This is a genomic window from Bergeriella denitrificans NBRC 102155 (genome assembly GCF_001592185.1).
Classification (GTDB): domain Bacteria; phylum Pseudomonadota; class Gammaproteobacteria; order Burkholderiales; family Neisseriaceae; genus Neisseria; species Neisseria denitrificans.
Map to the genome: position 1 here is coordinate 1 of NZ_BCWL01000008.1, position 23729 is coordinate 23729.

Here is a 23729-nt window from a genome sequence, read left to right on the forward strand (position 1 = left end):
CCATTCTTATTTTAAATGGCTATAAATGCTTTTTCAGACGGCCTTTATTACTTAAGTCAAATCAGACGGCAATCAGTCTTTCTTGAAGTGGCGGCGGCGCTCCAGTTCGCTCAGGTAGCGTTTACGCAGGCGGATGGATTGCGGGGTGATTTCCACCAATTCGTCGTCATCAATAAACTCGACCGCGCTTTCCAGCGTCAATTTAATCGGCGTAGTCAGGCGCACGGCTTCGTCGGTGCCGCTGGCGCGCACGTTGGTGAGTTTTTTGCCTTTGAGCGGGTTCACTACCAAGTCGTTGTCGCGGCTGTGGATGCCGATAATCATGCCTTCGTAGATTTTGTCGTTCGGCGAAACAAACATACGGCCGCGGTCTTCCAAGTTCCACAATGCGTAAGCCACCGCTTCGCCTTGTTCTTGGGAAACCAATACGCCGTTGTGGCGGCCCGGCATATCCGGTTTCACCGGGGCGTAATCGTCGAAAACGTGGCTCATCAGGCCGGTGCCGCGGGTCATGGTCATAAATTCGCCTTGGAAACCGATCAGGCCGCGCGCGGGAATGTGGTATTCGAGGCGGGTACGGCCGTTGCCGTCGCTTTCCATATTGGTCAATTCGCCACGGCGGCGGCCCAGTTCTTCCATTACCGCGCCTTGGTTGTCGTCGGGTACGTCAACAGTCAGGTTTTCATACGGCTCGCATTTTTGACCGTTGATTTCGCGGTACACCACGCGCGGTTTGGCAACCGCCAATTCAAAGCCTTCGCGGCGCATGTTTTCCAGCAGAATGGTCAGGTGCAATTCGCCGCGGCCGGACACACGGAATACATCGGCATCTTCGGTGTCTTCCACGCGCAGGGCGACGTTGGTCAGCAATTCTTTGTTCAGGCGGTCGCGGATTTGGCGCGAAGTGACAAACTTGCCTTCGGTGCCGGCCAGCGGGCTGGTGTTGACCATAAAGTCCATGGTCAGGGTCGGCTCGTCCACGCTCAGCATGGGTAGGCCTTTGGGATTGTCTTTTTCGGTAATGGTGACGCCGATGCCGATGTCTTCAATACCGGAAATAATCACGATGTCGCCGGCTTCGGCTTCTTCCAAAGGCACGCGCTCCAAGCCCTGGAAGCCCAAAAGCTGGTTGATGCGGCCTTGCGCTACCTGCTCTTCATGGTTCATCACCGCCACAATCTGACCCGGCTTGATGCGGCCGTTCAAAATGCGACCGATGCCGAGGCGGCCGGTGTAGTTGTCGTAGTCGAGCTGGGAAATTTGCAGCTGCAGCGTTTCGTCGGCGCTGCCGCTCGGCGCGGGGGTGTGTTTCAAAATGGTGTCAAACAACGGACGCATATCGTCGTTGGTATCGTCTTCGCTCAAACGGGCAAAGCCGCTCAGGCCGGATGCGTACACAATCGGGAAATCCAGCTGCTCGTCTGTCGCGCCGAGGTTGTCGAAAAGCTCGAAGGTTTGGTCGATTACCCAGCTCGGACGCGCGCTCGGTTTGTCGATTTTGTTAATCACCACGATGGGTTTCAAGCCCAAAGCCAGCGCTTTTTTGGTGACAAAGCGGGTTTGCGGCATCGGGCCTTCCTGCGCGTCCACCAGCAGCACCACGCAATCGACCATGCCCAATACGCGCTCCACCTCGCCGCCGAAGTCGGCGTGTCCGGGCGTATCGACGATATTGATGTGGTAGCCGGCGTATTCGATGGCGGTGTTTTTCGCCAAAATCGTGATGCCGCGCTCTTTCTCGATATCGTTGCTGTCCATCACGCGCTCGTCCACCTGCTGGTTGTCGCGGAAAGTACCGGACTGGCGTAACAATTGGTCTACTAATGTGGTTTTGCCGTGGTCAACGTGGGCGATGATGGCAATATTGCGGATCTGTTTCATGGTCGCACTAATTTCGGTTCAATAAAAGATAACTCGCCATTATAACCGAAAAACCGGCGGCAAGCTAAAAGTTTGATATTGCGGCCAAGCGCACGCACGCCGCCCGTTTTCAGACGGCCTTTCTGCTGCACTACCGCCGCTTAGGCATGATTTTTTATGCTGATAAAACAAACCGCTAAATCCAAACCCCACCGAAAGCGGCAAAAAACCCTGGCTGCGCGGCAAAAAAAGAGTATAATGCCGAACTCTAGTCGGAGTGTGGCGCAGCCTGGTAGCGCACTTGCATGGGGTGCAAGGGGTCGAAGGTTCGAATCCTTTCACTCCGACCATTTATTTAGGGAGCAGCCGCTTGATGCGGCTGTTTTTTATTGTCTGCCGCACGCTGCCCATCTCTTTATATTTCATATCCATCATCTGCCGCTTTCTTCGGGCAAAACACATCCAATCAAGCTGCTCTTCCCAACCGATGATACGTTTCTCTCTCAACAACAGACAAAAAGGCCGTCTGAAAATCAGCCTGAAACTATCTTTCATTTCAATCGATATTCCAAATTCATCATCTAGTTTTTCTCAACAGCCAAACCGGTTTGCGCCGACCCAATCATTCAAAATCAAACAGGCCGATGCCGTCTGAAAATAGCGCATTTTATTGAATGTAGTTTTCATCAATATATTGAATTTCATGAAAAATATGTGAAAATTCCGCCAATCTGCGTCACCCAATCTGTAATAAAACTAACACTTGACCTCCAAACACGTTCCAGTACAATCCGCAAAGAGTTTCATTTAATTACACCCGCCTGAGCCGCCCTGCGCGATTCGGGCCAATCGGCTTCACAAACCGGCTTTATTTTTTTAAGGAGTGTGCAATGAGTCAACAATATACATGGCTGCATATCGGCCTGGGTTCTTTCCACCGCGCGCATCAGGCATGGTATCTCAACGAATTAATCAAATCCGGCGACGACAGCTGGGCGATTGCTGCGGGCAATATCCGTAACGACAGCGAACACACCGTCGAAGCCCTGCTGGCGCAAAACGGCGAATATGTGCTGGAAACCGTCAGCCCGCACGATGAGCGCGAATACGAAGTTATCCGCTCCATCAAGCAACCCATCCGCTGGGCTGCCGATTTGGCGCCGCTGATTGAAGCGGGCGCGGCCGAGCAGACCAAAGTCATCGCGTTTACCGTAACCGAAGCAGGCTACTATCTCGACAGCAAATTCAAGCTGATTCAAAACGATGCCGCCCTGCAGGCCGATTTGAACGGCGGTCATGAAACCATTTACGGTGTCATCGCCAAAATCCTGCGCGCCCGCACCAAGCTGGCCGACGGTCGCGTCACCTTATTGTGCTGCGACAACGTGCGCCACAACGGCGAACGCTTCCACGACGGTTTGGTCGAGTTTCTGCAGCTCACCGGCCAAAGCGACTTAATCGACTGGCTGGCGCAAAACGCTACCACGCCCAACACCATGGTCGACCGCATCGTACCCCGTCCTGCCGCAGACCTGCCTGCGCGCATCAAAGAAAAAACCGGCATCGACGACCAAGCGCCGGTGATGGGCGAAACCTTTATCCAATGGGTGATTGAAGACAACTTCAAAGACAATGTCCGCCCCGCTTTGGAAAAAGTCGGCGTAGAGCTGGTGGAATCGGTGATTCCTTACGAAGAAGCCAAAATCCGCGTATTGAACGTACCGCACGCCGCCATCGCCTGGGCGGGTACGCTGCAGGGCGAGCTGTTTATCCACGACAGCACCCTGAACGACAAAGTGCGCCAAATCGCCTACGACTATGTGACCGAAGACGTCATCGCCAGCCTGGGCAACGATTTGATTGATTTGGGCAAATACCGCGATGTGGTGTTGGAGCGTTTTACCAACCCCCACATCAAAGACACCAACCAGCGCGTGGCCGCCGACGGCTTCTCCAAAATCCCCGCGCAAATCCAACCCACGCTGATTGAGCGTTACAAACAGGGTGCACGCCCGGCGGCGACCGCGCTGATTCCGGCCGTGTTCTTCGTGTTCATGGAGCAATGGCATCTCGGCAAACTGCCCTACGCCTACCAAGACGGCATCATCGATGAAGCGGCGGTACACGCCATGTTTGAATCGGAAGACCCCGTCCGCGTATTTGCCGCAGACAAAGCCCTGTTCGGCGAGCTGGCCGGCAATGCCGATTTTGAAGCCCTGCTGCGCGAACAAGTTGCCAAAGCACGCGCTTTCCTGAAATAAACCGGAGCGGCCCGATGAAGCGCCCGCCCTTGCGCGGGCGCATTTTCAGACGGCCTTTTCACCGAAATAAGGAACGATTATGTATCTCGGATTGGATTACGGCACGTCCGAAATCAAAGCCCTGCTGCTGGACGGCAGCGGCCAAACCGTATGCACGCACGGCCTACCGCTCTCCATTCAACGCCCGCATCCGCAATGGTCGGAGCAGTCGGCGGCGGAATGGTGGCAGGTCACCCACGAGCTGATGGCCGCGATGCGCGAAAAAGCCGGCGCGGCCTGGCAGCAGATTCAAGCCATCGGCCTTTCCGGGCAGATGCACGGCGCGGTGTTGCTCAACGAGGGCAATCAGGTTTTGCGCCCCGTGATTTTGTGGAACGATACCCGCAGCGCGGCCGAATGCGCCGAGCTGGAAGCCGCCGTGGCCGATTTGCACGACATCACCGGCAATCTGGCCATGCCCGGCTTTACCGCGCCCAAACTTTTGTGGGTGAAAAAACACGAGCCGGAGATTTTTGCCCGCACCGCTTCGGTATTGCTGCCCAAAGACTACATCCGCTTTTTGATGACCGGCAAAAAAGTTTCCGATATGTCGGATGCCGCCGGTATGCTCTGGCTCGACGTGGCCAAGCGCGACTGGTCTGACACCGTGCTGGCCGCCACCGGCTTGAGCCGCAGCCATATGCCCGAACTGATTGAAGGCAGCGAAAATAGCGGCACGCTGCTGCCCGAGATTGCCGAAAAATGGGGCTTGCGCGCCGATGTTATCGTCGCGGGCGGCGGCGGCGACAATGCCGCCAGCGCAGTCGGCGCAGGCGCGGTCAGCCCAGGCGATGCCTTTATCTCGCTGGGTACGTCCGGCGTGGTATTTGTGGTGAACGAAGCCTACCGCCCCGCGCCCAAAGACGCAGTGCACTGCTTCTGCCACGCTCTGCCCGGCCGCTGGCATCAGATGAGCGTGATGCTCAGTGCCGCAGCCTGCTTGAGCTGGTACTGCAAACTTATCGGCATCGGCGAAGCCGAGCTGCTGGCGGAGATTGCCGAATTGAGTGCCGAACAAAAAGCCGAAGCGCCGCTTTTCCTGCCCTATCTCTCCGGCGAACGCACGCCGCACAACGACCCGCTGGCCGGCGGTATGTTCCACGGCATCCGCCACAGCAGCAACCGCGCCGTGATGGGCTATGCCGTGATTGAAGGCGTCAGCTTCGGCATCGCCGACGGCGTGCGCGTGCTGCAGGAAAGCGGTACGCACATCGCGCAATGCTCGCTGCTCGGCGGCGGCGCACGCAGCCCGTTGTGGGCGCAGCTGCTGGCCGATACGCTGCGGCTGCCGATTGTCACCCACAAGGGCGGCGAAACCGGCGGCGCGCTGGGTGCGGCCAGACTGGCGGCTTTGGCTACGGGCGCGGCGGAAGCCTCCGTCTGCACCAAGCCCGAAACCGCGCAGGTCTTCACGCCGCAGCCGCAACACGCGGATTATCTGGCGGCACGCTACGCCTCATTCCGCGAGCTTTACCGCCAAGATCGGGCGTTCCGACAAGCGCAGGCCGTCTGAAAACGCGGCTTGTGTAGCGGATAAGAAGCATCAGGCCGTTTTTCAGACGGCCTTTCTATCAACCATATCGCTATGCCGTTTATTGCCAAACCATCAGCCGGCAAGCCGGTGTGTCGGCCTCAAAAATACCGGCAGCGATTATTTTTTCGGATAACGGGACACAAGTGCCGATCCCGATGCGCCGCGCCATACGCTCTGCGCCGTCGGGCCGCCCCCGCCATCCGCCATTCAACATCAGAGGTTTACTATGAATAAATTGGAAGTGGAAACCAAGCAGTGGCTGGGTATGCCCTTAAACTTGATTTGGGGCTATCTTGCCATCGCCCTGTTTATGACCGGCGACGGCTTTGAGCTGGCCTTTTTGTCGAAATACATTACCGACCTGGGCTTCACCGAGTCGCAATCTTCTTCGGCTTTCGCAGTTTACGGCTTTGCCGCCGCGCTGGCTGCCTGGATTTCGGGCGTATTGGCCGAAATCATCACCCCGCGCAAAACCATGATTATCGGTTTTGTGATGTGGTGTGTGTTTCACGCGCTGTTTTTGGTGTTCGGCCTGGAAGGCAAAAGCTATCCGATGATTATGCTGTTTTACGGCATCCGCGGCTTTGCCTACCCGCTGTTTCTGTATTCCTTTATCGTGATGATTGTGCAGAACGTGAAAAGCACCCAAATCAGCCCCGCTATGGGCTGGTTCTGGACCACTTATTCCGTGGGCATCGGCGTATTCGGCAGCTTTATCCCCAGCCTGACCATTCCCGTGCTGGGCGAAATGGGCACGCTGTGGCTGGCTTTGGCCTTCTGCGTGGCCGGCGGTTTGGTGGCGCTCACCATGCTGCGTAACGTCAACTCGGAATCGCCCATGCACGACCTGCCGATGAAAGAAAAATTCGGCGAACTGAGCCGCGCGGTCACGCTGCTGGTAACCAACCGCCAGATTCTGTTTTCCAGCTGGATCCGCATCATCAACACCCTGTCGCTGTTCGGCTTTGCCGTGATTATGCCGATGATGTTTACCCGCGAGCTGGGCTTTACCACCTCGCAATGGCTGCAAATCTGGACGGTATTCTTCGCCACCACTCTGGTATCCAACGTATTTTGGGGCATCGTCGGCGAGAAGCTGGGCTGGATTAAAGTGGTGCGCTGGTTCGGCTGTATCGGCATGGCCGTGTCTTCCCTGGTGTTCTACTACCTGCCGCAATGGTATAACACGGTTGCCCCGGGCGGCATGGAAGGCGCGTCAACCGCCGAATTTATGATGGCTTGGATTCCCGCCATTCTGCTGGGCTGGTTTGTGGCCGCTTTCGTGCCGATGACCGCCGTATTCACCACACTGGAGCCGAAGCACCAGGGCGCGGCCATTTCGGTTTACAACCTGTCGGCCGGCCTGTCGAACTTCGTCGCACCCGCGATTGCAACGCTGCTGCTGCCCTCGTTCAGCTTTATCGGCGTGGTCTATGCCTATACCGCGCTGTATATCTTCGCTTTTGCCGTTACCTTCCTGCTGCGCGTGAAGCAGCCGGGCTTTGATGTGTACGGACGCAAAGAAACCAATGCCTGATTGAGGTCTCGATAGTTCAAAAAAAGCCGTCTGAAAATCCATAGCAGATTTTCAGACGGCTTTTTTTATGGCGGACGCGCACCTATATGGTTGCAGGCCTCTGCCCACGCACACCCTGTTTCAATGCAGATGATCGTAAATCTTCTGCGCCAGCGCCATGCTGATACCCTCGACCTGAGCCAAATCTTCCTTGCTCGCCGCCGCGATGCCGCGCAGGCCGCCGAAGCGGGTCAGCAGGGCTTTTTTGCGTTTGGGGCCGATGCCTTCAATGTCGTTGAGCGACGAGGTTACGCGGGCTTTGTCGCGTTTTTTGCGGTGTCCGGTAATCGCAAAGCGGTGGGATTCGTCGCGCACAGTTTGCAGCAAATGCAGCGCGGGGCTGTTCGGCGGCAGGCGGAAGGTTTCGCCGCTGAAGGGCAAAATCAGTTCTTCCATACCGGCTTTACGCTCCGGGCCTTTGGCAATACCGACCAGCGGAATTTGCAAACCGAGCTCTTCCCATACGCCAACGGCCACGCCGATTTGTCCTTTGCCGCCGTCAATCAGCACCGCGTCCGGCCATTTAACGCTTTCGCCGTTGGCTTCGGCTTCCTGCATTTTGCCGTAACGCCGTGTCAGCACTTCGCGCATGGCGGCGTAATCGTCGCCGGGCTTGGCGGTGGTGATGTTGTAGCGGCGGTATTGGTCGGGGCGGATATTGTGTTCGTCATACACGACGCAGCTGGCGATGGTGGCTTCGCCCTGGGTATGGCTGATGTCGAAGCATTCGAGGCGGTTGAGGCCGTCTGAATCCATACGCAGGATGCGCGCCAGCTCATTAATGCGGTGCTCCTGGCTGCTTTGCTGTAAACGGCGCTGCTCGATGGCGATGCGGGCGTTTTGCTCGGCCATTTTCAGCCACACTTTGCGCTCACCTATGGTTTTATTCACAAACTGAATCTGCTTGCCGTGTTCGCTGTTTAATGCCGCTTGCAGGGCTTCGGGCAGGCTGAAATTGCTGATGATGATGTCGGGCTTGGCCTTGCCCAGATAATGTTGCGCCACAAAGGCTTCGGCATAATCCTGGCTGTTTGGCTCGGGATCGTCTTTGATATCGGGGAAAAAACTTTTGTCGCCGACGTGCCGCCCGCCGCGTATGCTGACCCAATGGATGCAGACCAAGCCGTCTGAAACCGCCAACGCAAGCAGGTCGATGTCGTTGGGATTGTTCGGATTTTTGCTGTCGATAAACTGCTGGCTCTGCATCAGCCCCAGCGCCTGAATCTGGTCGCGGCAGCGGGCGGCTTCCTCAAAACGCAGCGCAGCGGCGGCCTGGTTCATTTTGTGGTGCAGGGTTTGCAGCAGCTCGCCGGTTTTGCCGCTGAGAAACGCGGCGGCCTGGTTCACATCGGCGCGATAATCCTCGGCGGAAATATGGCCGACGCAGGGGCCGGAGCAGCGCTTAATCTGATACAGCAGGCAGGCGCGGTCACGATGCTCGAACACGCTGTCTTCGCAGGTGCGCAGTTTAAATACTTTTTGCAGAATCTGAATGCTGTCGCGTACGGCATAGCCGTTGGGATACGGGCCGAAATATTGGTTGGGCTTTTTCAGCGTACCGCGATAATAAGCCATCTGCGGAAACTCGTGGCCGGAAAGCATCAGGTAGGGATAGCTTTTGTCGTCGCGAAACAGGATATTGTATTTGGGCGACAGGGCTTTGATGAAGTTGTTTTCCAAAATCAAAGCCTCGGCCTCATTGCGCGTGACCGTGGTTTCGATATGGTGTATCTGCTTCACCATCAGGCGGATGCGTGGCGAAAGGTCGTTTTTTTGAAAATAGCTGCTGACCCGCCGCTTGAGATTGACCGCTTTGCCGACGTACAAAACATGATTGTCCGCGTCAAACATCCGATAAACGCCGGGCAGATTGGGCAGGTTTTTCAGAAAAATATCAAGGTCGAAAGGCTGGTTATGCGGCACGGTGCTTGGCTCGTAATGCTGCTGGTTGCGGGAATACTGCATTATATAGCGGAATGAAGGGGAGCGTAATAAAAGGCGGCCGTGCCTGCTGGCGTGTGATTCCTATTTTCACAGTAGGACGGGCATCCCTGCCCGTCACTTTGTCGCAAGGCAAAGGATAATATGAAATCCGAGGATTTTATCTCACTCTGTGAGTGAGCGACGGGCAAGGATGCCCGTCCTACGACCATGCTGCAACGCCACAACGAAAGGCCGTCTGAAATCAGCAATGACTTCAGACGGCCTTTTTTATTATCAATCCGTTACCACCTACTCAAACCGCCGCTTCGCTGCGCTCGCCGGTGCGGATACGGACGGCTTCTTCCACCGGCAGCACAAAAATCTTGCCGTCGCCGATTTTGCCGGAGCGGGCAGTTTCGACGATGATGTCGATGACGCGCTCTACTTCGCTGTCGCCCACCACGATTTCCACTTTGACTTTCGGCAGGAAATCTACGGCATATTCTGCGCCGCGGTAGATTTCGGTGTGCCCCTTTTGGCGGCCGAAGCCTTTGACTTCGGTCACGGTCATGCCGGTGATGCCGACTTCGGTCAGGGCTTCGCGTACATCGTCCAATTTAAACGGTTTGATGACGGCTTCGATTTTTTTCATGGTTTATCCTTTAATATTATGAAACAAAATACGATTTTTCAGACGGCATCAAAAATATGTTCGGGCCGTCTGAAAATGATATAGGCGTTGTCTGCCAAGCTACCACAATGCAGCGGAGGATTCAATCTGAGGATGGAATTCGGAGGGAAAGTTATACGAGGGTACTCATTTCTACAGTAGGACGGGCATCCTTGCCCGTCGCTTTGCCGCAAGGCAAAGGATAATGTGACCTCCAATGGTTTTATCTCATTTTTCAAATGAACGACGGGCAGGGATGCCCGTCCTACGTCGGAGAAAACGAGCGGATGCTGCACGACATAAGGTACTGATGGCACATCTTTAAATAAAACAATAATCATAACTGTATGGTTTAAAAAAGCCGTCTGAAAACCAGGCTATACCCGTTTTCAGACGGCTTGTTTCATCCTTCCGCTACACTTACTGCCCTGCTTTCAAACCTTGCCACAGGCGCACAGAGAGTTTGCTGGCGTCGGAGGATTTCGGGGAAATCACGAAGCTTTTTGCCAACACTTCTTCGCTCGGGAAGATGGAGTTGTCTTCCGCGTATTGTTTTTCCATCAACGCGCGCGCGGGTTTGCTGGCGGGCGCGTAGGTGACGAAATTGCCGTTTTTTGCGGCGACTTCGGGCGTCAGGGTGTAGTTGATGTATTTGTGCGCGTTGGCGACGTTTTGCGCGTCAATCGGAATCATAAACGAATCGACCCAGATGCCGACGCCGCTTTTCGGGGTCAATACTTGGATATCGATGCCGTTGCCTGCTTCTTTGGCGCGGGTTTTGGCGATGTTCAGGTCGCCGCCGTAGCCGATGGCAACGCAGAGGTTACCCGCTGCCATGTCGTCGATGTAGCCGGATGAGGTGAAGCGTTTGATGTCCGGGCGCACTTTTTTCATCATTTCGACGGCGGCTTTGATGTCTTCCGGGTTTTCGCTGTTCGGATCTTTGCCGATGTAGTTCAATGCCAGCGGGATTTGCTCGATGGCGCTGTCGAAATAGCTGATGCCGCAGGATTTCAGCTTGGCGGTGTATTCGGGGTTGAACACCAAATCCCATTCGTTTTCGGGCAAGGTGTCGCTGCCCAGGGCTTTGGCAACCATGGCTTTATTGACGGCCAGGGTGTTCATGCCCCAGAAATACGGTACGGCGTATTTGTTGCCCGGATCGACTTCGGCCAGCATTTCCAGCAGCGCGGGGTCGATATTGGCGTAATTGGGAATTTGGTTTTTGTCGATTTCCTGATAGGCGCCGGCTTTAATCTGGCGGCCGACGTTGGATACCGACGGGGCAACGAGGTCGTAGCCGGACTTGCCGGTCAGCACTTTGGCTTCCAGCGCTTCGTTGCTGTCGTAATAGTCGTAGCGCACTTTGATGCCGCTGTCTTTTTCAAAAGCCGTCAGGGTTTCGGGATCGACGTAATCCGACCAGTTGTAGATATTGAGCTTGCTGCTTTCGGCAGCGGGCGCGGTTTGGGAGGCGGATGCGGCCGGCTCGGCAGCCTGTTTGTCGGAGCCGCCGCAGGCAGCCAATACGAAACCTGCCGCAGCCAGGGCCAGAAGGGATTTTTTCATGGATACAGTCCTTTTGTGTTTGCCCGTACCGCTCAGACACTGCGCGTTTCGGATACGGGCCGGGTTCGGAAAAAATTGCAGCGGTGGGTGGAAGGTTGTCGCCAGAGCCTCAGAGCCACATACAAAAGGAAAACTGTGGGGGCGGCCGCCCGGAAAATCCGCTTGCAGCCCTTGGGTTTTTGAAGTTCGCATTAAACGGTAAATTCCTTGCAAATGCAAGACCTTAAATCCATAAAAACGGCGTTTTTCCGCATTTCCCGCGCTATGGTTTTCATCATAAACAAAAAATAATTTCCCGCCGCTGCCGGCTGGGGCTTTGCGCGGCGGCGGATTTGCCGAAACCTTCGGGTTTTCCGGCATTTTATCGGGCGGTGGGATACGGGCGTAAATATGCCATTGGCGTGAGTGTAACCCGCAAAATGTCCGCCCTGCCGCGCCGTCTGCCCTGCTTCCGCCCCATCTTGCTGTGCGGATGAATTGTCAACAGCCCCCGATTTGTGGGAAAATTGCGGGATTGAATTTATCGAAGGGCGGCACCGTGTTAGACAGAGAAGGCTATCGCCCCAATGTCGGTATTATCCTGACCAACGAACGCAACGAGGTATTTTGGGGCAAACGCGTGCGCCAGCATTCCTGGCAGTTTCCCCAAGGCGGCATCAAGCCCGGCGAAAGCCCGGAAACGGCAATGTACCGCGAGCTTTTGGAAGAAGTCGGCCTGCTGCCGCAGCATGTGAAGATTTTGGGGCGCACGCGCGACTGGCTGCGCTATGATGTGCCGACCCATTGGGTGCGGCGTGAGTGGCGTGGCTCTTACCGCGGGCAGAAGCAGATTTGGTATCTTTTGCGCCTGACCGGCCGCGAGAGCGACATCAACCTGCGCGCCACCCACCACCCCGAGTTCGACGGCTGGCGCTGGCATCAATATTGGGCGCCGGTAGATGAAGTCATCGATTTCAAAAGAGATGTGTATTTGGGCGCGCTCAGCGAATTGGCGCGTTTTCTGCGCGGCTTGGAGAGTTTTGCCGAATTTTCGGCACGCAATGCCGCCGAAAACTAAACCGTGCAACGCTTTCAGGCCGTCTGAAAGCGTTGTTTTTATTCTTTTTGAAGATGACGTATCGGGCGATCTGCTGCCCTACGGCAACGCACGTTTTCAAAAAACCTTTTATTTCTATTTTCAGACGGCCTTATTCGTAAACTTATGGCACAACAACAATACAGCGAATCCAGCATTACCGTTCTCAAAGGGCTAGAGCCGGTAAAAGAACGCCCGGGCATGTACACCCGTACCGACAGCCCCACCCACATTTGCCAGGAAGTCATCGACAACGCCGCCGACGAAGCCTTGGGCGGCTACGCTTCCGAAATCCGGGTGGAAATCCACGACGACGGCTCCTTGTCGGTGAAAGACAACGGCCGCGGCATTCCGGTCGGCCTCCATCCGGCCGAAGGCCTGCCGGTAGTGGAGCTGGTATTTACCCAGCTGCACGCAGGCGGCAAATTCAACAAAAAAGACGGCGGAAGCGCCTACGCCTTTTCCGGCGGCCTGCACGGCGTGGGCGTATCCGTGACCAACGCGCTCTCTTCCCGCCTGGAAGTCACCGTTAAGCGCGAAGGCAAAATCCACCGCATCGTCTTTTCAGACGGCTTCGTCATCGAGCCGCTCACCGAAATCGGCAAATGCGCCGTTAAAGATTCCGGCACCGAAGTGCGCGTCTGGCCGAACGGCAAATACTTCGAAACCCCGCAATACAGCATTCCCGAATTGGAGCGTCTGCTGCGCGCCAAAGCCGTATTGCTTTCCGGCGTGACCGTATCGCTGACACGCCGTCTGAAAGGCGCGGACGAAGCCGCCACGCAAACCTGGCATTATCCCGACGGCCTCAAAAGCTATCTGGCCGACCTCATCAGCGAAGCCCGAGAAGCCGTGCCCGTATTTTCCTGCGAAAACTATATTTCAGACGGCCACGACGGCGACTTTTCCGCCGGCGAAGGCGCGGCCTTTGCCCTGACTTGGCTGGAAGAAGGCAGCTGCGCCAACGAAAGCTATGTCAACCTGATTCCCACCCCGCTGGGCGGTACCCACGAAGCCGGCCTGAAACAAGCCGTGTTCCAAGCCGTCAACAACTTCATCACCCTGCACAACCTCCTGCCGCGCGGCGTAAAAGTGCAGAGCGACGACGTATTCGGCAAAGCCGCATTCGTATTGAGCGCGCGCGTGCTCGACCCGCAGTTCCAAGGCCAAACCAAAGACAAACTCACCAACCGCGACGCCCTCAAACTCGTTGCCGCCGTAGCGGGCGACCCGCTCGAATTATGGCTCAACCAAAACGTCGAATCCGGCAAAAAAATCGCCGACCTTGCCATCAAACAAGCCCAAGCCCGTATGCGCTCGGTGAAAAAAATCGAGAAGAAAAAAGGCAGCGGCGTGGCCGTATTGCCCGGCAAACTCACCGATTGCGAAAGCGAAGACATCCGCGAAAACGAACTGTTTTTAGTCGAAGGCGACTCTGCCGGCGGCTCTGCCAAACTCGCCCGCGACAAAGCCACCCAAGCCATCCTGCCCCTGCGCGGCAAAGTGCTCAACAGCTTTGAAGTCCACCCCGACCAGCTCTTCGGCAACGCCGAAATCCACGATATTTCCGTCGCCATCGGTGTCGATCCCCACGGTGTCAACGACAGCCCCGACCTCAGCGGCCTGCGCTACGGTAAAATCGCCATCCTCTCCGATGCCGACGTGGACGGCTCGCACATCCAAGTCTTACTGCTGACCCTGTTTTATCGCCACTTCCCCAAGCTGATTGCCGACGGCCACATCTACGTTGCCCAGCCGCCGCTGTTCCGCGTCGACGTATCCGCGCAAGGCAAATCCAAGCCCGCCCGCAAATTCTACGCCCTCGACCAAGGCGAACTCGACAGCATCTTGGAGCGGCTGCAAAAAGAAGGCCTGAGCGAAAACAAATATTCCATCAGCCGCTTCAAAGGCTTGGGCGAAATGAACCCCGACCAGCTCAAAGACACCACCATGCACCCCGACACCCGCCGCCTGCTGCAAGTGCAGATTCCCGACGGCGCAGCGGAGGATACGCAAAATATCTTTGTGAAACTGATGGGCAAAGGCGAAGCCGCCAGCCGCCGCGCTTGGATGGAAGCCGAAGGCGATACCGCCGAAGTGGATATTTAAAACTTTGGCGCCGAAAAGGCCGTCTGAAAAATGCTGCTGCTGTGATGCTGCATTTTTCAGACGGCCTTTTTATCGTCATTCATACACGCCATGCCGCCTGCTTCGTGAACGGCCATACTTCCGCTATAATACCGCCTTGTCCCATTTTCCCGCGCCTTACCGATTATGAACATTCTGCAAGTTGAAAACGCCTCATTCGCCGTCGGCCACGTCGCCCTGCTCGACAAAACCGCTTTCCAACTCGACAGCGGCGAAAAAATCGGCCTCATCGGGCGCAACGGCGCGGGCAAATCATCGTTTTTAAAAATCCTCGCCGGCGTGCAAAAGCTCGATGACGGCCAGATTATCCTGCAAAACAACCTCAAAATTGTCTATGTACCGCAGGAATCGTTTTTCTATAACGCCGCCTCCGTGTTCGACATCGTTGCCGAAGGTTTGGGCGAAATGCGCGACCTGCTGCGCCGCTACCACAAGGTCAGCCATGATTTGCAGCACGACAGCAACGAAACGCTGCTGAAAGAACTCAACGAATTGCAGCTGCAAATCGAAGCGCAAGACGGCTGGAAGCTCGACGCCGCCGTCAAACAGACCATAGGCGAACTCGGCCTGCCGGAAAACGAACGCATCGGCAACCTCTCCGGCGGCCAGAAAAAGCGCGTGGCGCTGGCGCAGGCATGGGTGCAGAAACCCGACGTATTGCTGCTCGACGAACCGACCAACCACCTCGATATCGACGCCATCCTCTGGCTGGAAAATCTGCTCAAATCCTTCGACGGCAGCCTGGTGGTGATTACCCACGACCGCCGCTTCCTCGACAACACCGCCACCCGCATCGTCGAACTCGACCGCGGCATCCTGCGCTCCTATCCCGGCTCGTTTTCCAAATACAGCGAAAAGAAAGCCCAAGAATTAGCCGTGGAAGCGGAACACAACCGCCTGTTCGACAAATTCCACGCCCAAGAAGAAGCATGGATACGCAAAGGCATCGAAGCGCGGCGCACCCGCAATGAAGGCCGCGTGCGCCGCTTGGAAGAATTGCGCCGCCAACGTGCCGAACGCCGCAACGTGCAAGGCCAAGTCAACTTCAAACTCGACAGCGGCGAGAAAAGCGGCAAAATCATCGCCGAATTGGAACACGCCTCCTTCCAATACGGCGACAAAGTCATCATGGACCAATTCTCCGCCATCATCCAGCGCGGCGACAAAATCGGCCTCATCGGCCCCAACGGCATCGGCAAAACCACGTTTCTCAAGCTGATTTTGGGCGAGTTGCAGCCCACCTACGGCCGCATCCGCATCGGCAGCAAGCAGGAAGTCGCCTATTTCGACCAATTCCGCAGCGCGTTAAACGAAAACGACACCGTATTCTACACCCTCGGTCAGGGCAACGATTTTGTCGAAATCGGCGGCAAAAAACGCCACGTCATGAGCTATCTGGAAGACTTCCTCTTCCACCCCGCCCGCGCCCAAAGCCCCGTATCCTCGCTATCCGGCGGCGAACGCAACCGCCTGCTGCTGGCCAAACTCTTCACCAAACCCGCCAATATCCTGGTACTCGACGAGCCCACCAATGACTTGGATATTGATACGCAGGAATTATTGGAAGAACTCCTGCGCGACTACCAAGGCACCGTCTTCCTCGTTTCCCACGACCGGATGTTTCTCGACAACGTCATCACCCAAAGCATCGTATTTGAAGGGAAAGGCCGTCTGAAAGAATACATCGGCGGCTACGACGACTACATCGACGCGAAAAAACGCGAAGCCGCCGTGGCCGCGCAAAACGCGCCGAAAATTCAGACGGCAGCAGCAGAAGAAAAAGCCAAGCCCAAAGCCAACCGCACGGTCAAACTCTCCTACAAAGAACAGCGCGAACTCGACGCCCTGCCCGACGAAATCGCCGCCCTCGAAACCGAGCAGTCCGAAATCAACGCGCAGCTTTCCGACCCCGACATTTTCAAAGACTACGAAAAAGCCGGTGCGCTGCAAAACCGCGCCGAAGCAATCGAAATGCTGCTGCTGGAAAAACTGGAACGCTGGGAATGGCTCGAAGCCAAACAAAACGGCGGCCAATAAAGCCGTCTGAAAACACAGCCGACTGACAAGGCACACCCATGATTTTCTACCCCCAATGGTTCGCCGCTCCCGCATGGCAGGCCGCCTGGCTGCCGCTACTGCTCCTGCTGGCCGCCACCGCCCGCCCCGCCGCAGCCGCGTTCGCCCGCCACCGCTCCGCGTCCGCCCTGGCCTTTATCCTCTCCGCCGCAGCCTGGAGCCTGAGCGCCACCACCGACGGCGGCGCCCTGGCCGGCATCGGCTACCACCTACTGGCCGTCAACCTCACCGCCCTGATGATCGGCGCACCCGCCGCACTCTGGCTCGGCAGTCTCCTGATGCTGCCCCATCTCTGGCTGCACACCGGCAGCATCACCGCCTATCCTATCAACACTCTTACTCTGCTGCTGCCCCCGCTGGCCGTCAACCTGCTCGCCCGCCACTGGGTCGCCCGCCTACCGCCCAACCTGTTTATCTTCATCTTTATCAACGGCTTTCTCGCATCCGCCACCGGCATGATACTCACCGGCGCCGCCACCACCGCCCTGCTCGCCGCCGCCGGCACATTTTCAGACGGCATATTGTGGCAGAACGCCTTTCCCGTCTTCTTCCTGATGGCTTGGGCAGAAGCCTTTCTCAGCGGCATCGCCGCCGCCATCTTCATCGCCCTGCGCCCGCACTGGATTGCCACCTTCGATGATGAGCGCTATCTGAAACGCCGCAATCAGATTTGGTGAAACCTATTCCTAGAAACAGAAAAGCCGTCTGAAAATCAGTTTTTCAGACGGCTTTTTCCAATCACTCCTTTATGGTGGATATCATCAGGATGAGTGACAGGTTATTTATTTTCACCCTGTCCTTTTTGCGTTTCCTGTTGCTGCTGGCGTTGTTCTTCATAAACGGCCATTTGCGCCAATACGGAACCTTCCGGAGCTTCGGAAGTTTCGCCGTGTTCCCAAGGTGCGTTATCCGGCAGTTCTTCGATATGGATGGTACGCAGCGAGTAATCCGGCTGGTAGTGCAAATCATATTTTGCGGCTTTGATGATGGAGGCCATCATCAGCGACATAATAATCAGAAGTGGCGCACCGGCAAAGATAGAGGCGGTTTGCAGTGTGGAAAGGCCGCCGAGAAACATCAGCGCGGCAGGCATGAAGCAAAGGGTAAACGCCCAAAACAGGCGGTTCCAGCGATGCGGCTCGCCGTCCACTTCATGCTGCACGACCGAGGCGAGGATATAGGAAATCGAATCGAATGTGGTGGCAGTGAAGAGTACGGCCAGGATTACAAAGGCGGCGATAACGATTTTTGCCATCGGCAAAGTGTTCAACACGGCAAAAATGGCAGCATTGGGGCTTTGGCTGTTCAATACGGACACAACGTCCAATGCGCCGGTAAGCTGGAGGTACATAGCGTAATTGCCCAAAACAATGAAGAAAACGGCGCAGCCGAGCGAACCGAAAAACATTGAACCAGCGGTCATTTGGCGGATGGTGCGGCCGCGCGAAATTTTGGCGATAAACAGACCGATGGTGGGTGCGAAGACCAGCCACCACGCCCAATAGAATACCGTCCAATCTTTCGGGAAATTGGTTTGTTTGAAGCCGTGCTCTTCGAATTGGCCAAACGCTTCCGTCCAAGTCATCATGGTGACCATATGCGAAAGAGAGCGGCCAATCGCTTCAAGACCTGTATTGAGGATGAAAGTAGTCGGCCCGACCAACAATACAAAAATGACAAACCCGACGGAGAGATAGAAGTTGATATTAGAAAGCTTCTGAATGCCGGCTTTCATGCCTTTAAATGCGCTGTAGGCGAAGATTGCGGTAGTAATCAATAATACGGCCAACTGCATGGCAAGCGAATTAGGTGCGCCGAGCAAATCATGCAGGCCTTCGGTAATCATCGGCGAGGCCAAACCGAGCGTGGTCGCGCCGCCGCCTATCATGCCGAATACAAAAAACACATCAACCAACTTGCCCCAATTACTGCGGGTCAGTTTTTCGCCAAAGAGCGGCATCAAGCTATAGCTGACTTTCAATACAGGCGAATTACGCACATGGCTGAAGTAGGCGATGCCGATGGCGGGCACGAGATAAATCGCCCAAGCTACCGGCCCCCAGTGGAAAATGCCGTAGGTCGAAGCCCAGCGTACAGCCTCGGGCGATTTAGGCTCGATGCCGAACGGCGGCCCTTGATAATAATAAGCCCACTCCAAAATGCCCCAGTAAAGAATACTGGCGCCGATACCGCCGCAAAACATCATTGCCGCCCAAGAGCCTGTTTTAAATTCGATTTCTTCTTCAGGGCGGCCAAGCTTGATGTTGCCGATGTCGGAACACAAAATATAAATGACGAAAATCACCGCCATCGCACCAAAACCCAGATAGGCAAAGCCGAATTTATCGGTTACAAACATTTTTGTCTGCGCTACCCAATCTGCGCCTTGGCTAGGAAAGAAAATCAAAGGCAGGGTCACGCCGAGCAAGATAAACAGCACGCCGAAAAAGGTAAACTTATCGATGCGGGTATCGGGCGTATCGGAAGGAACATGAGAAGGCGCTTCAGAAGCCCGCCGATAAGCAGGTTTCAAGCGGTAATGAGGTTTAGGCGAGGAGGTTTTTCTGGACATATCGACTCCTTTGATTTGTAATTTAGAAAGCGCAAAACAGGCATTTTATTCTGCCACGCCTTACAAAAACATCATATCATAAAATTTAAATAGATGATTTAACTAAACTTTCATAGCAATCACATTCAAAATATAGCCCATTCAAATAAGAATACGACCCTCATTTATTCTTTAGCTGTAGTTTGTGATACAGCATTCTGTGCCTTATCGTATTATCTGTACTGTTTCACCAATACCCGGCCTTATCATGCAAAAAAGCAGGCAGGATATGCTCCTGCCTGCTCTGGCTGCTTATTCTGCGGCTACGGCCTACATACAGCCTTCGTTCTGACACAGGCTGAACAAGGGCACGCCGCTTTGGCGGATTTTGCTGCCGCCCGGCAAATCGGTAAATTCCAAGATTGCGGCGGCCTCGACCACTTCGCCGCCAAGCTTGCGGATTAGTTCCACGCCGGCCAGCATGGTGCCGCCCGTGGCGACCAAATCATCCACCAGCAGCACGCGCGAGCCTGAGCTGATGGCGTCGGTATGGATTTCGACGGTTGCCTCGCCGTATTCCAATGCATAGCTTTGCTCTACCGTATCAAACGGCAGCTTGCCTTTTTTGCGGATCGGCACAAAGCCGACATTCAGCTGATAAGCCAGCGCCGCGCCGATGATGAAGCCGCGCGCGTCCAAGCCGGCCACCACGTTAATTTTCTGCCCCATATAGCGGTACACCAGCAAATCCACCAGCAGGCGGAAGTATTCCGCGCTTTGCAGCACCGGGGTAATATCATGAAACAAAATGCCTTTTTGCGGCCAGTTTTCGATTTTGCGGATTTTTTCCGCCAGCGCGCCCACGCCCATTACATCAGGATGAATCAACATTTATCCGGTCCCCAAATAATTCAGATACGGTCAACCGGGTATTGTAGCAACTATATACCCATAGCAAAAGCCGTCTGAAAACAAAGTTTCTGCGAAGCTAAAACAAAGTTTCTGCGAAGCTAAGCTGAAGTTTAGGCGAAACTAAACCGGAGTTTGGGCGAAACGAAAAAACGGGCTTCGCTGTGCTATAATGAGCGGTACGAATATCCTCACGGCCAAGCACCATGCAACACGATAAAAAAGGCAATATTTTCATCATCTCCGCCGCCTCGGGCACCGGCAAAACCACGCTGGTTTCGCGCCTGCTGCACAACCATGCCGACCTGCGCGTATCGGTATCACACACCACCCGCGCGCCGCGCGAGGGCGAGCAAAACGGCGTACATTACCATTTCGTGTCCAAAGAAGCGTTTGAAACCCTCATCGGGCAAAATGCCTTTTTGGAACACGCCGACGTATTCGGCAATTACTACGGCACGAGCTTTCAAGGCGTGGAAAGCCTGATTAATCAGGGGCTGGACGTAATTTTGGAAATCGACGTACAAGGTGCGGAGCAAGTGCGCCGCGCCCTGCCGCAAGCCTGCTCCATCTTTATCCTGCCGCCCTCGTTTGAGATTTTGGCAGGCCGTCTGAAAGGCCGCGCCACCGACAGCGAAAAAGTTATCAATACCCGCCTGGCCAAAGCCCGCCACGAAATCGAGCAGGCCGCGCATTTCGACTATATCGTCGTCAACGATGACTTGGCGCAAGCCGAAGCGGATTTACTGCACATCATCCGCGCAAGCCGTCTGAAAAAAACGGCACAACAGGGATTTTTAGCAAACCTGTTGGAAAATTCCTAAAAAGCAGCGACAATACACTTATCCCGTTTAACTATAACCTCATTTGGAAAGACCCGAATCATGGCCCGTATCACAACTGAAGACTGCACCCCGAAAATCCCCAACCACTTCGACCTGACCCTGATTGCCGCCCGCCGCGCGCGCCAGCTGGAAAACGGCAACACCCCGCTGGTGGACGACATCCGCAACAACAAACCCACCGTCACCGCGCTGCGCGAAATCGCCGCCGGCCAAATCGGTACCGAGCTGCTGAACCGCAACAAGTAAGCATCCGGGCGCATACGGGCAGCCGGCCTAGTAACAGGCCGACCCGTATGCATTTTCCGCTTCAAGCGCACCCGGACACGACCCAACCTACAAGAGAGGCCGTCTGAAAATGCCTGCCCCACTGCCCACCGCCCCCTACGATCCGCTGACCGCCGAAGCCCGAGCGCTGCTGTTCCGCACGGCTTCCTACCTGAGCCCGGCCGAAAAAGATGAGCTGGAAAAAGCCGTTGCCTACGCCTTCCATGCGCACGACGGCCAAACCCGGAAAAGCGGCGAGCCCTATATTACCCACCCGATTGCCGTGGCGACCCAGCTCGCCATCTGGCACATGGATATCCAAGGCTTGTGCGCGGGCGTGATGCACGATGTATTGGAAGACACCGGCGTGACCAAAATCCAAATGGCCGCCGAATTCGGCGACACCATCGCCGAAATGGTGGACGGGCTCTCCAAGCTGGAAAAACTCAAATTCGACGATCAGGCCGAGCATCAGGCCGAAAGTTTCCGCAAGCTCATTTTGGCTATGACCAAAGACGTGCGCGTTATCGTCGTCAAACTGGCCGACCGCCTGCACAATATGCGTACCCTAGGCTCGATGCGCCCCGACAAACGCCGCCGCATCGCCAAAGAAACCCTGGAAACCTACGCGCAAATCGCCAACCGCATCGGCCTGAACAACGCCTACCAAGAGCTGCAGGATTTATCGTTTCAAAACATCCACCCTGCCCGCTACGAAACGCTGCGTAAGGCTATGAATAACAGCCGCAAAAACCGCCGCGACGTGGTCGGCAAAGTATTGCGCGCCTTCAGCCAGCGCCTGGTAGCCGCCAACATCGAATCCAAAATCAAAGGCCGCGAAAAAAACCTGTACAGCATCCATCAGAAAATGCTGGCCAAAAAGCTGCGCTTTGCCGAAGTGATGGACATCTACGGCTTCCGCGTCATCGTCAACAACATCCCCGCCTGCTACGCCGCCCTCGGTGCGCTGCACACCCTTTACCAGCCCAAGCCCGGCCGCTTCAAAGACTACATCGCCATCCCGAAAAGCAACGGCTACCAAAGCCTGCACACCACCCTGGTCGGCCCTTACGGCCTGCCCATCGAAGTCCAAATCCGCACCCGCGAAATGGATGCCGTAGCCGAAGGCGGCGTGGCCGGACACTGGATTTACAAATCCGGCGAAAACACCGTCGATCAAGCCATGCTGCACACCAACCAATGGCTCAAAAGCATTCTCGACCTGCAGGCCAGCAGCGCCAATGCCATCGAATTTCTCGAACACGTCAAAGTCGATTTGTTCCCCAACGAAGTCTATATCCTCACGCCCAAAGGCAAAATCCTCACCCTGCCCAAAGGCGCAACCCCGATTGACTTCGCCTACGCCGTGCACACCGACATCGGCCATAAAACCGTGGCCGCGCGTGTCAACAACACCATGATGCCGCTGCGTACCAAGCTCAAAACCGGCGATTCGGTCGAAATCATCACCTCCGAGCACGCCAAACCCAACCCCGCCTGGCTCAACTTTGCCGTATCCAGCCGCGCGCGCAGCGCCATCCGCCAATACGTCAAAAACATGAACCGCCACGATGCCATCGTATTGGGCGAAAGCCTGCTGCAAAAAGCCCTTTCCAGCCTGCTGCCCAAAGACGTATTGCTCTCGGACGAGCTGAAAGAAAAATACCTGAACGACTTAAACGACAAGCAGACCTCTTTTGAAGAAGTGCTCTACAACGTCGGTCTCGGCCACACCCAGCCCGCCTCCGTTGCCATGCACATCGCCGAGCTGGCCGGGCAGTATTTCGGCAGCAAAGTCAAACTCAGCCCGATTAACGCCAACGGCCAGGAAAGCGGCCGCGTGCATCTGGCCGAATGCTGCCACCCCATCGCAGGCGACCCGATCCGCGCAGTTTTGGTAAAAGACAAAGGCATGATTATCCACCGCGATACCTGCCCGACCCTGCTCAAAACCGATCCCGACCACCAGCTGGATGCCGGTTGGGACTCCATCGGCAGCCAAAGCTACACCCTCAGCCTCAATATCCAGTCCGAAGACACCCACGGCCTGCTCGCGCAAATGGCGCAAGCCATCTCCAGCGCGGGTGCGGACATCGAATCGGTCGATACCCCCTCGCGCCAAGCCGGCACCGAAGGCTTTATCGAATTCCGCTTCATGATTAAAACCGCCGATTTGCAGCAGCTCGACCGCATTATCCACAATCTGCACGCCATTCCCCATGTGCGGAAAGTTATACGCGGTTGATGCCGTCGGTCTGTCGGTATCATGAGCAAAAAGCCGTCTGAAAAATCGGATATGGGATTTTTCAGACGGCTTTTTATTGTGAAATGCCTAAAAACCGGAAACCTTTATTGCCGTCATTCCCGCGCAGGCGGGAATCCACTTTTGAAGATAAGCAGTTTGTTATAGTCATTTAAAATAAGAATGG

General features: G+C 55.6%; 17 protein-coding genes and 1 tRNA gene. 11 read left to right on the forward strand and 7 right to left on the reverse strand.

Translation table 11 applies throughout. The annotated features are described in order from the left end of the window. Positions 1-72: 72 nt before the first annotated feature. Complete coding sequence (typA, locus tag BDE01S_RS01505; RefSeq protein ID WP_066076353.1) at positions 73-1881, reverse strand: translational GTPase TypA; 1809 nt, start codon at positions 1879-1881, stop codon at positions 73-75. Between the two features lie 252 nt (positions 1882-2133). On the opposite strand from typA, the gene BDE01S_RS01510 reads away from it, so the two are divergent. Then, positions 2134-2210 (forward strand) — tRNA-Pro (locus BDE01S_RS01510). Between the two features lies 1 nt (position 2211). Here BDE01S_RS01510 and BDE01S_RS01515 read toward each other — a convergent pair. Beyond that, complete coding sequence (locus BDE01S_RS01515) at positions 2212-2415, reverse strand: hypothetical protein (protein WP_066076358.1); 204 nt, start codon at positions 2413-2415, stop codon at positions 2212-2214. A gap of 335 nt (positions 2416-2750) precedes the next feature. On the opposite strand from BDE01S_RS01515, the gene dalD reads away from it, so the two are divergent. The 3 genes from dalD to BDE01S_RS01530 all read left to right on the forward strand — a co-directional run bounded on the left by dalD (position 2751) and on the right by BDE01S_RS01530 (position 7231). Then, positions 2751-4121: a D-arabinitol 4-dehydrogenase gene (gene dalD / locus BDE01S_RS01520; RefSeq protein ID WP_066076361.1), complete on the forward strand. Its 1371-nt coding sequence runs from the start codon at positions 2751-2753 to the stop codon at positions 4119-4121. Between the two features lie 79 nt (positions 4122-4200). Beyond that, positions 4201-5673: a xylulokinase gene (gene xylB, locus BDE01S_RS01525; RefSeq protein WP_066076362.1), complete on the forward strand. Its 1473-nt coding sequence runs from the start codon at positions 4201-4203 to the stop codon at positions 5671-5673. A 247-nt stretch (positions 5674-5920) separates the two neighbouring features. Further along, positions 5921-7231 (forward strand): MFS transporter, encoded by a 1311-nt coding sequence (locus BDE01S_RS01530; RefSeq protein WP_276329760.1) that lies wholly within the window; start codon positions 5921-5923, stop codon positions 7229-7231. A gap of 120 nt (positions 7232-7351) precedes the next feature. On the opposite strand, the gene uvrC is transcribed toward BDE01S_RS01530, so the two are convergent. The 3 genes from uvrC to BDE01S_RS01545 all read right to left on the reverse strand — a co-directional run bounded on the left by uvrC (position 7352) and on the right by BDE01S_RS01545 (position 11432). Beyond that, entirely contained in the window at positions 7352-9235 is a 1884-nt protein-coding gene (gene uvrC / locus BDE01S_RS01535) for an excinuclease ABC subunit UvrC (protein WP_066076365.1), read from the reverse strand. Between the two features lie 271 nt (positions 9236-9506). Further along, positions 9507-9845, reverse strand: coding sequence for a P-II family nitrogen regulator (locus BDE01S_RS01540; protein WP_066076370.1), 339 nt, complete (start codon positions 9843-9845; stop codon positions 9507-9509). A 438-nt stretch (positions 9846-10283) separates the two neighbouring features. Then, entirely contained in the window at positions 10284-11432 is a 1149-nt protein-coding gene (locus BDE01S_RS01545; RefSeq protein ID WP_066076373.1) for a polyamine ABC transporter substrate-binding protein, read from the reverse strand. A gap of 514 nt (positions 11433-11946) precedes the next feature. Between BDE01S_RS01545 and BDE01S_RS01550 the strand changes: the two genes are divergently transcribed. The 4 genes from BDE01S_RS01550 to BDE01S_RS01565 all read left to right on the forward strand — a co-directional run bounded on the left by BDE01S_RS01550 (position 11947) and on the right by BDE01S_RS01565 (position 17408). Next, on the forward strand, positions 11947-12489 hold the full coding sequence (locus tag BDE01S_RS01550; RefSeq protein ID WP_169798080.1) for an RNA pyrophosphohydrolase: 543 nt from the start codon (positions 11947-11949) through the stop codon (positions 12487-12489). A gap of 144 nt (positions 12490-12633) precedes the next feature. Then, positions 12634-14616 carry a DNA topoisomerase IV subunit B gene (locus BDE01S_RS01555; RefSeq protein WP_066076381.1) on the forward strand — a complete coding sequence of 661 codons (1983 nt, stop codon included), beginning with the start codon at positions 12634-12636 and terminating at the stop codon, positions 14614-14616. Positions 14617-14781: 165 nt separating this feature from the next. Next, complete coding sequence (locus BDE01S_RS01560; RefSeq protein ID WP_066076384.1) at positions 14782-16692, forward strand: ATP-binding cassette domain-containing protein; 1911 nt, start codon at positions 14782-14784, stop codon at positions 16690-16692. 38 nt (positions 16693-16730) lie between these two features. Beyond that, positions 16731-17408, forward strand: a complete 678-nt coding sequence (locus BDE01S_RS01565; protein ID WP_066076386.1) for an energy-coupling factor ABC transporter permease — start codon at positions 16731-16733, stop codon at positions 17406-17408. A 101-nt stretch (positions 17409-17509) separates the two neighbouring features. On the opposite strand, the gene BDE01S_RS01570 is transcribed toward BDE01S_RS01565, so the two are convergent. Next, positions 17510-19303 (reverse strand): BCCT family transporter, encoded by a 1794-nt coding sequence (locus tag BDE01S_RS01570; RefSeq protein ID WP_082790389.1) that lies wholly within the window; start codon positions 19301-19303, stop codon positions 17510-17512. Between the two features lie 309 nt (positions 19304-19612). Next, on the reverse strand, positions 19613-20173 hold the full coding sequence (locus tag BDE01S_RS01575; protein ID WP_066076388.1) for an adenine phosphoribosyltransferase: 561 nt from the start codon (positions 20171-20173) through the stop codon (positions 19613-19615). Positions 20174-20397: 224 nt separating this feature from the next. Between BDE01S_RS01575 and gmk the strand changes: the two genes are divergently transcribed. The 3 genes from gmk to BDE01S_RS01590 all read left to right on the forward strand — a co-directional run bounded on the left by gmk (position 20398) and on the right by BDE01S_RS01590 (position 23545). Further along, positions 20398-21015, forward strand: a complete 618-nt coding sequence (gene gmk / locus BDE01S_RS01580; RefSeq protein ID WP_066076392.1) for a guanylate kinase — start codon at positions 20398-20400, stop codon at positions 21013-21015. Positions 21016-21075: 60 nt separating this feature from the next. Beyond that, positions 21076-21282, forward strand: a complete 207-nt coding sequence (gene rpoZ / locus BDE01S_RS01585; RefSeq protein ID WP_066076395.1) for a DNA-directed RNA polymerase subunit omega — start codon at positions 21076-21078, stop codon at positions 21280-21282. A gap of 109 nt (positions 21283-21391) precedes the next feature. Continuing rightward, positions 21392-23545 (forward strand): RelA/SpoT family protein, encoded by a 2154-nt coding sequence (locus tag BDE01S_RS01590; RefSeq protein WP_066076399.1) that lies wholly within the window; start codon positions 21392-21394, stop codon positions 23543-23545. Positions 23546-23729: the final 184 nt, after the last annotated feature.

Bases quoted from the DNA above. Each gene is read 5' to 3' on its own strand.
- typA (WP_066076353.1), bottom strand. From the start codon at position 1,881: ATGAAACAGATCCGCAATATTGCCATCATCGCCCACGTTGACCACGGC.
- BDE01S_RS01515 (WP_066076358.1), bottom strand. From the start codon at position 2,415: ATGAAAGATAGTTTCAGGCTGATTTTCAGACGGCCTTTTTGTCTGTTG.
- dalD (WP_066076361.1), top strand. From the start codon at position 2,751: ATGAGTCAACAATATACATGGCTGCATATCGGCCTGGGTTCTTTCCAC.
- xylB (WP_066076362.1), top strand. From the start codon at position 4,201: ATGTATCTCGGATTGGATTACGGCACGTCCGAAATCAAAGCCCTGCTG.
- BDE01S_RS01530 (WP_276329760.1), top strand. From the start codon at position 5,921: ATGAATAAATTGGAAGTGGAAACCAAGCAGTGGCTGGGTATGCCCTTA.
- uvrC (WP_066076365.1), bottom strand. From the start codon at position 9,235: ATGCAGTATTCCCGCAACCAGCAGCATTACGAGCCAAGCACCGTGCCG.
- BDE01S_RS01540 (WP_066076370.1), bottom strand. From the start codon at position 9,845: ATGAAAAAAATCGAAGCCGTCATCAAACCGTTTAAATTGGACGATGTA.
- BDE01S_RS01545 (WP_066076373.1), bottom strand. From the start codon at position 11,432: ATGAAAAAATCCCTTCTGGCCCTGGCTGCGGCAGGTTTCGTATTGGCT.
- BDE01S_RS01555 (WP_066076381.1), top strand. From the start codon at position 12,634: ATGGCACAACAACAATACAGCGAATCCAGCATTACCGTTCTCAAAGGG.
- BDE01S_RS01560 (WP_066076384.1), top strand. From the start codon at position 14,782: ATGAACATTCTGCAAGTTGAAAACGCCTCATTCGCCGTCGGCCACGTC.
- BDE01S_RS01565 (WP_066076386.1), top strand. From the start codon at position 16,731: ATGATTTTCTACCCCCAATGGTTCGCCGCTCCCGCATGGCAGGCCGCC.
- BDE01S_RS01570 (WP_082790389.1), bottom strand. From the start codon at position 19,303: ATGTCCAGAAAAACCTCCTCGCCTAAACCTCATTACCGCTTGAAACCT.
- BDE01S_RS01575 (WP_066076388.1), bottom strand. From the start codon at position 20,173: ATGTTGATTCATCCTGATGTAATGGGCGTGGGCGCGCTGGCGGAAAAA.
- gmk (WP_066076392.1), top strand. From the start codon at position 20,398: ATGCAACACGATAAAAAAGGCAATATTTTCATCATCTCCGCCGCCTCG.
- rpoZ (WP_066076395.1), top strand. From the start codon at position 21,076: ATGGCCCGTATCACAACTGAAGACTGCACCCCGAAAATCCCCAACCAC.
- BDE01S_RS01590 (WP_066076399.1), top strand. From the start codon at position 21,392: ATGCCTGCCCCACTGCCCACCGCCCCCTACGATCCGCTGACCGCCGAA.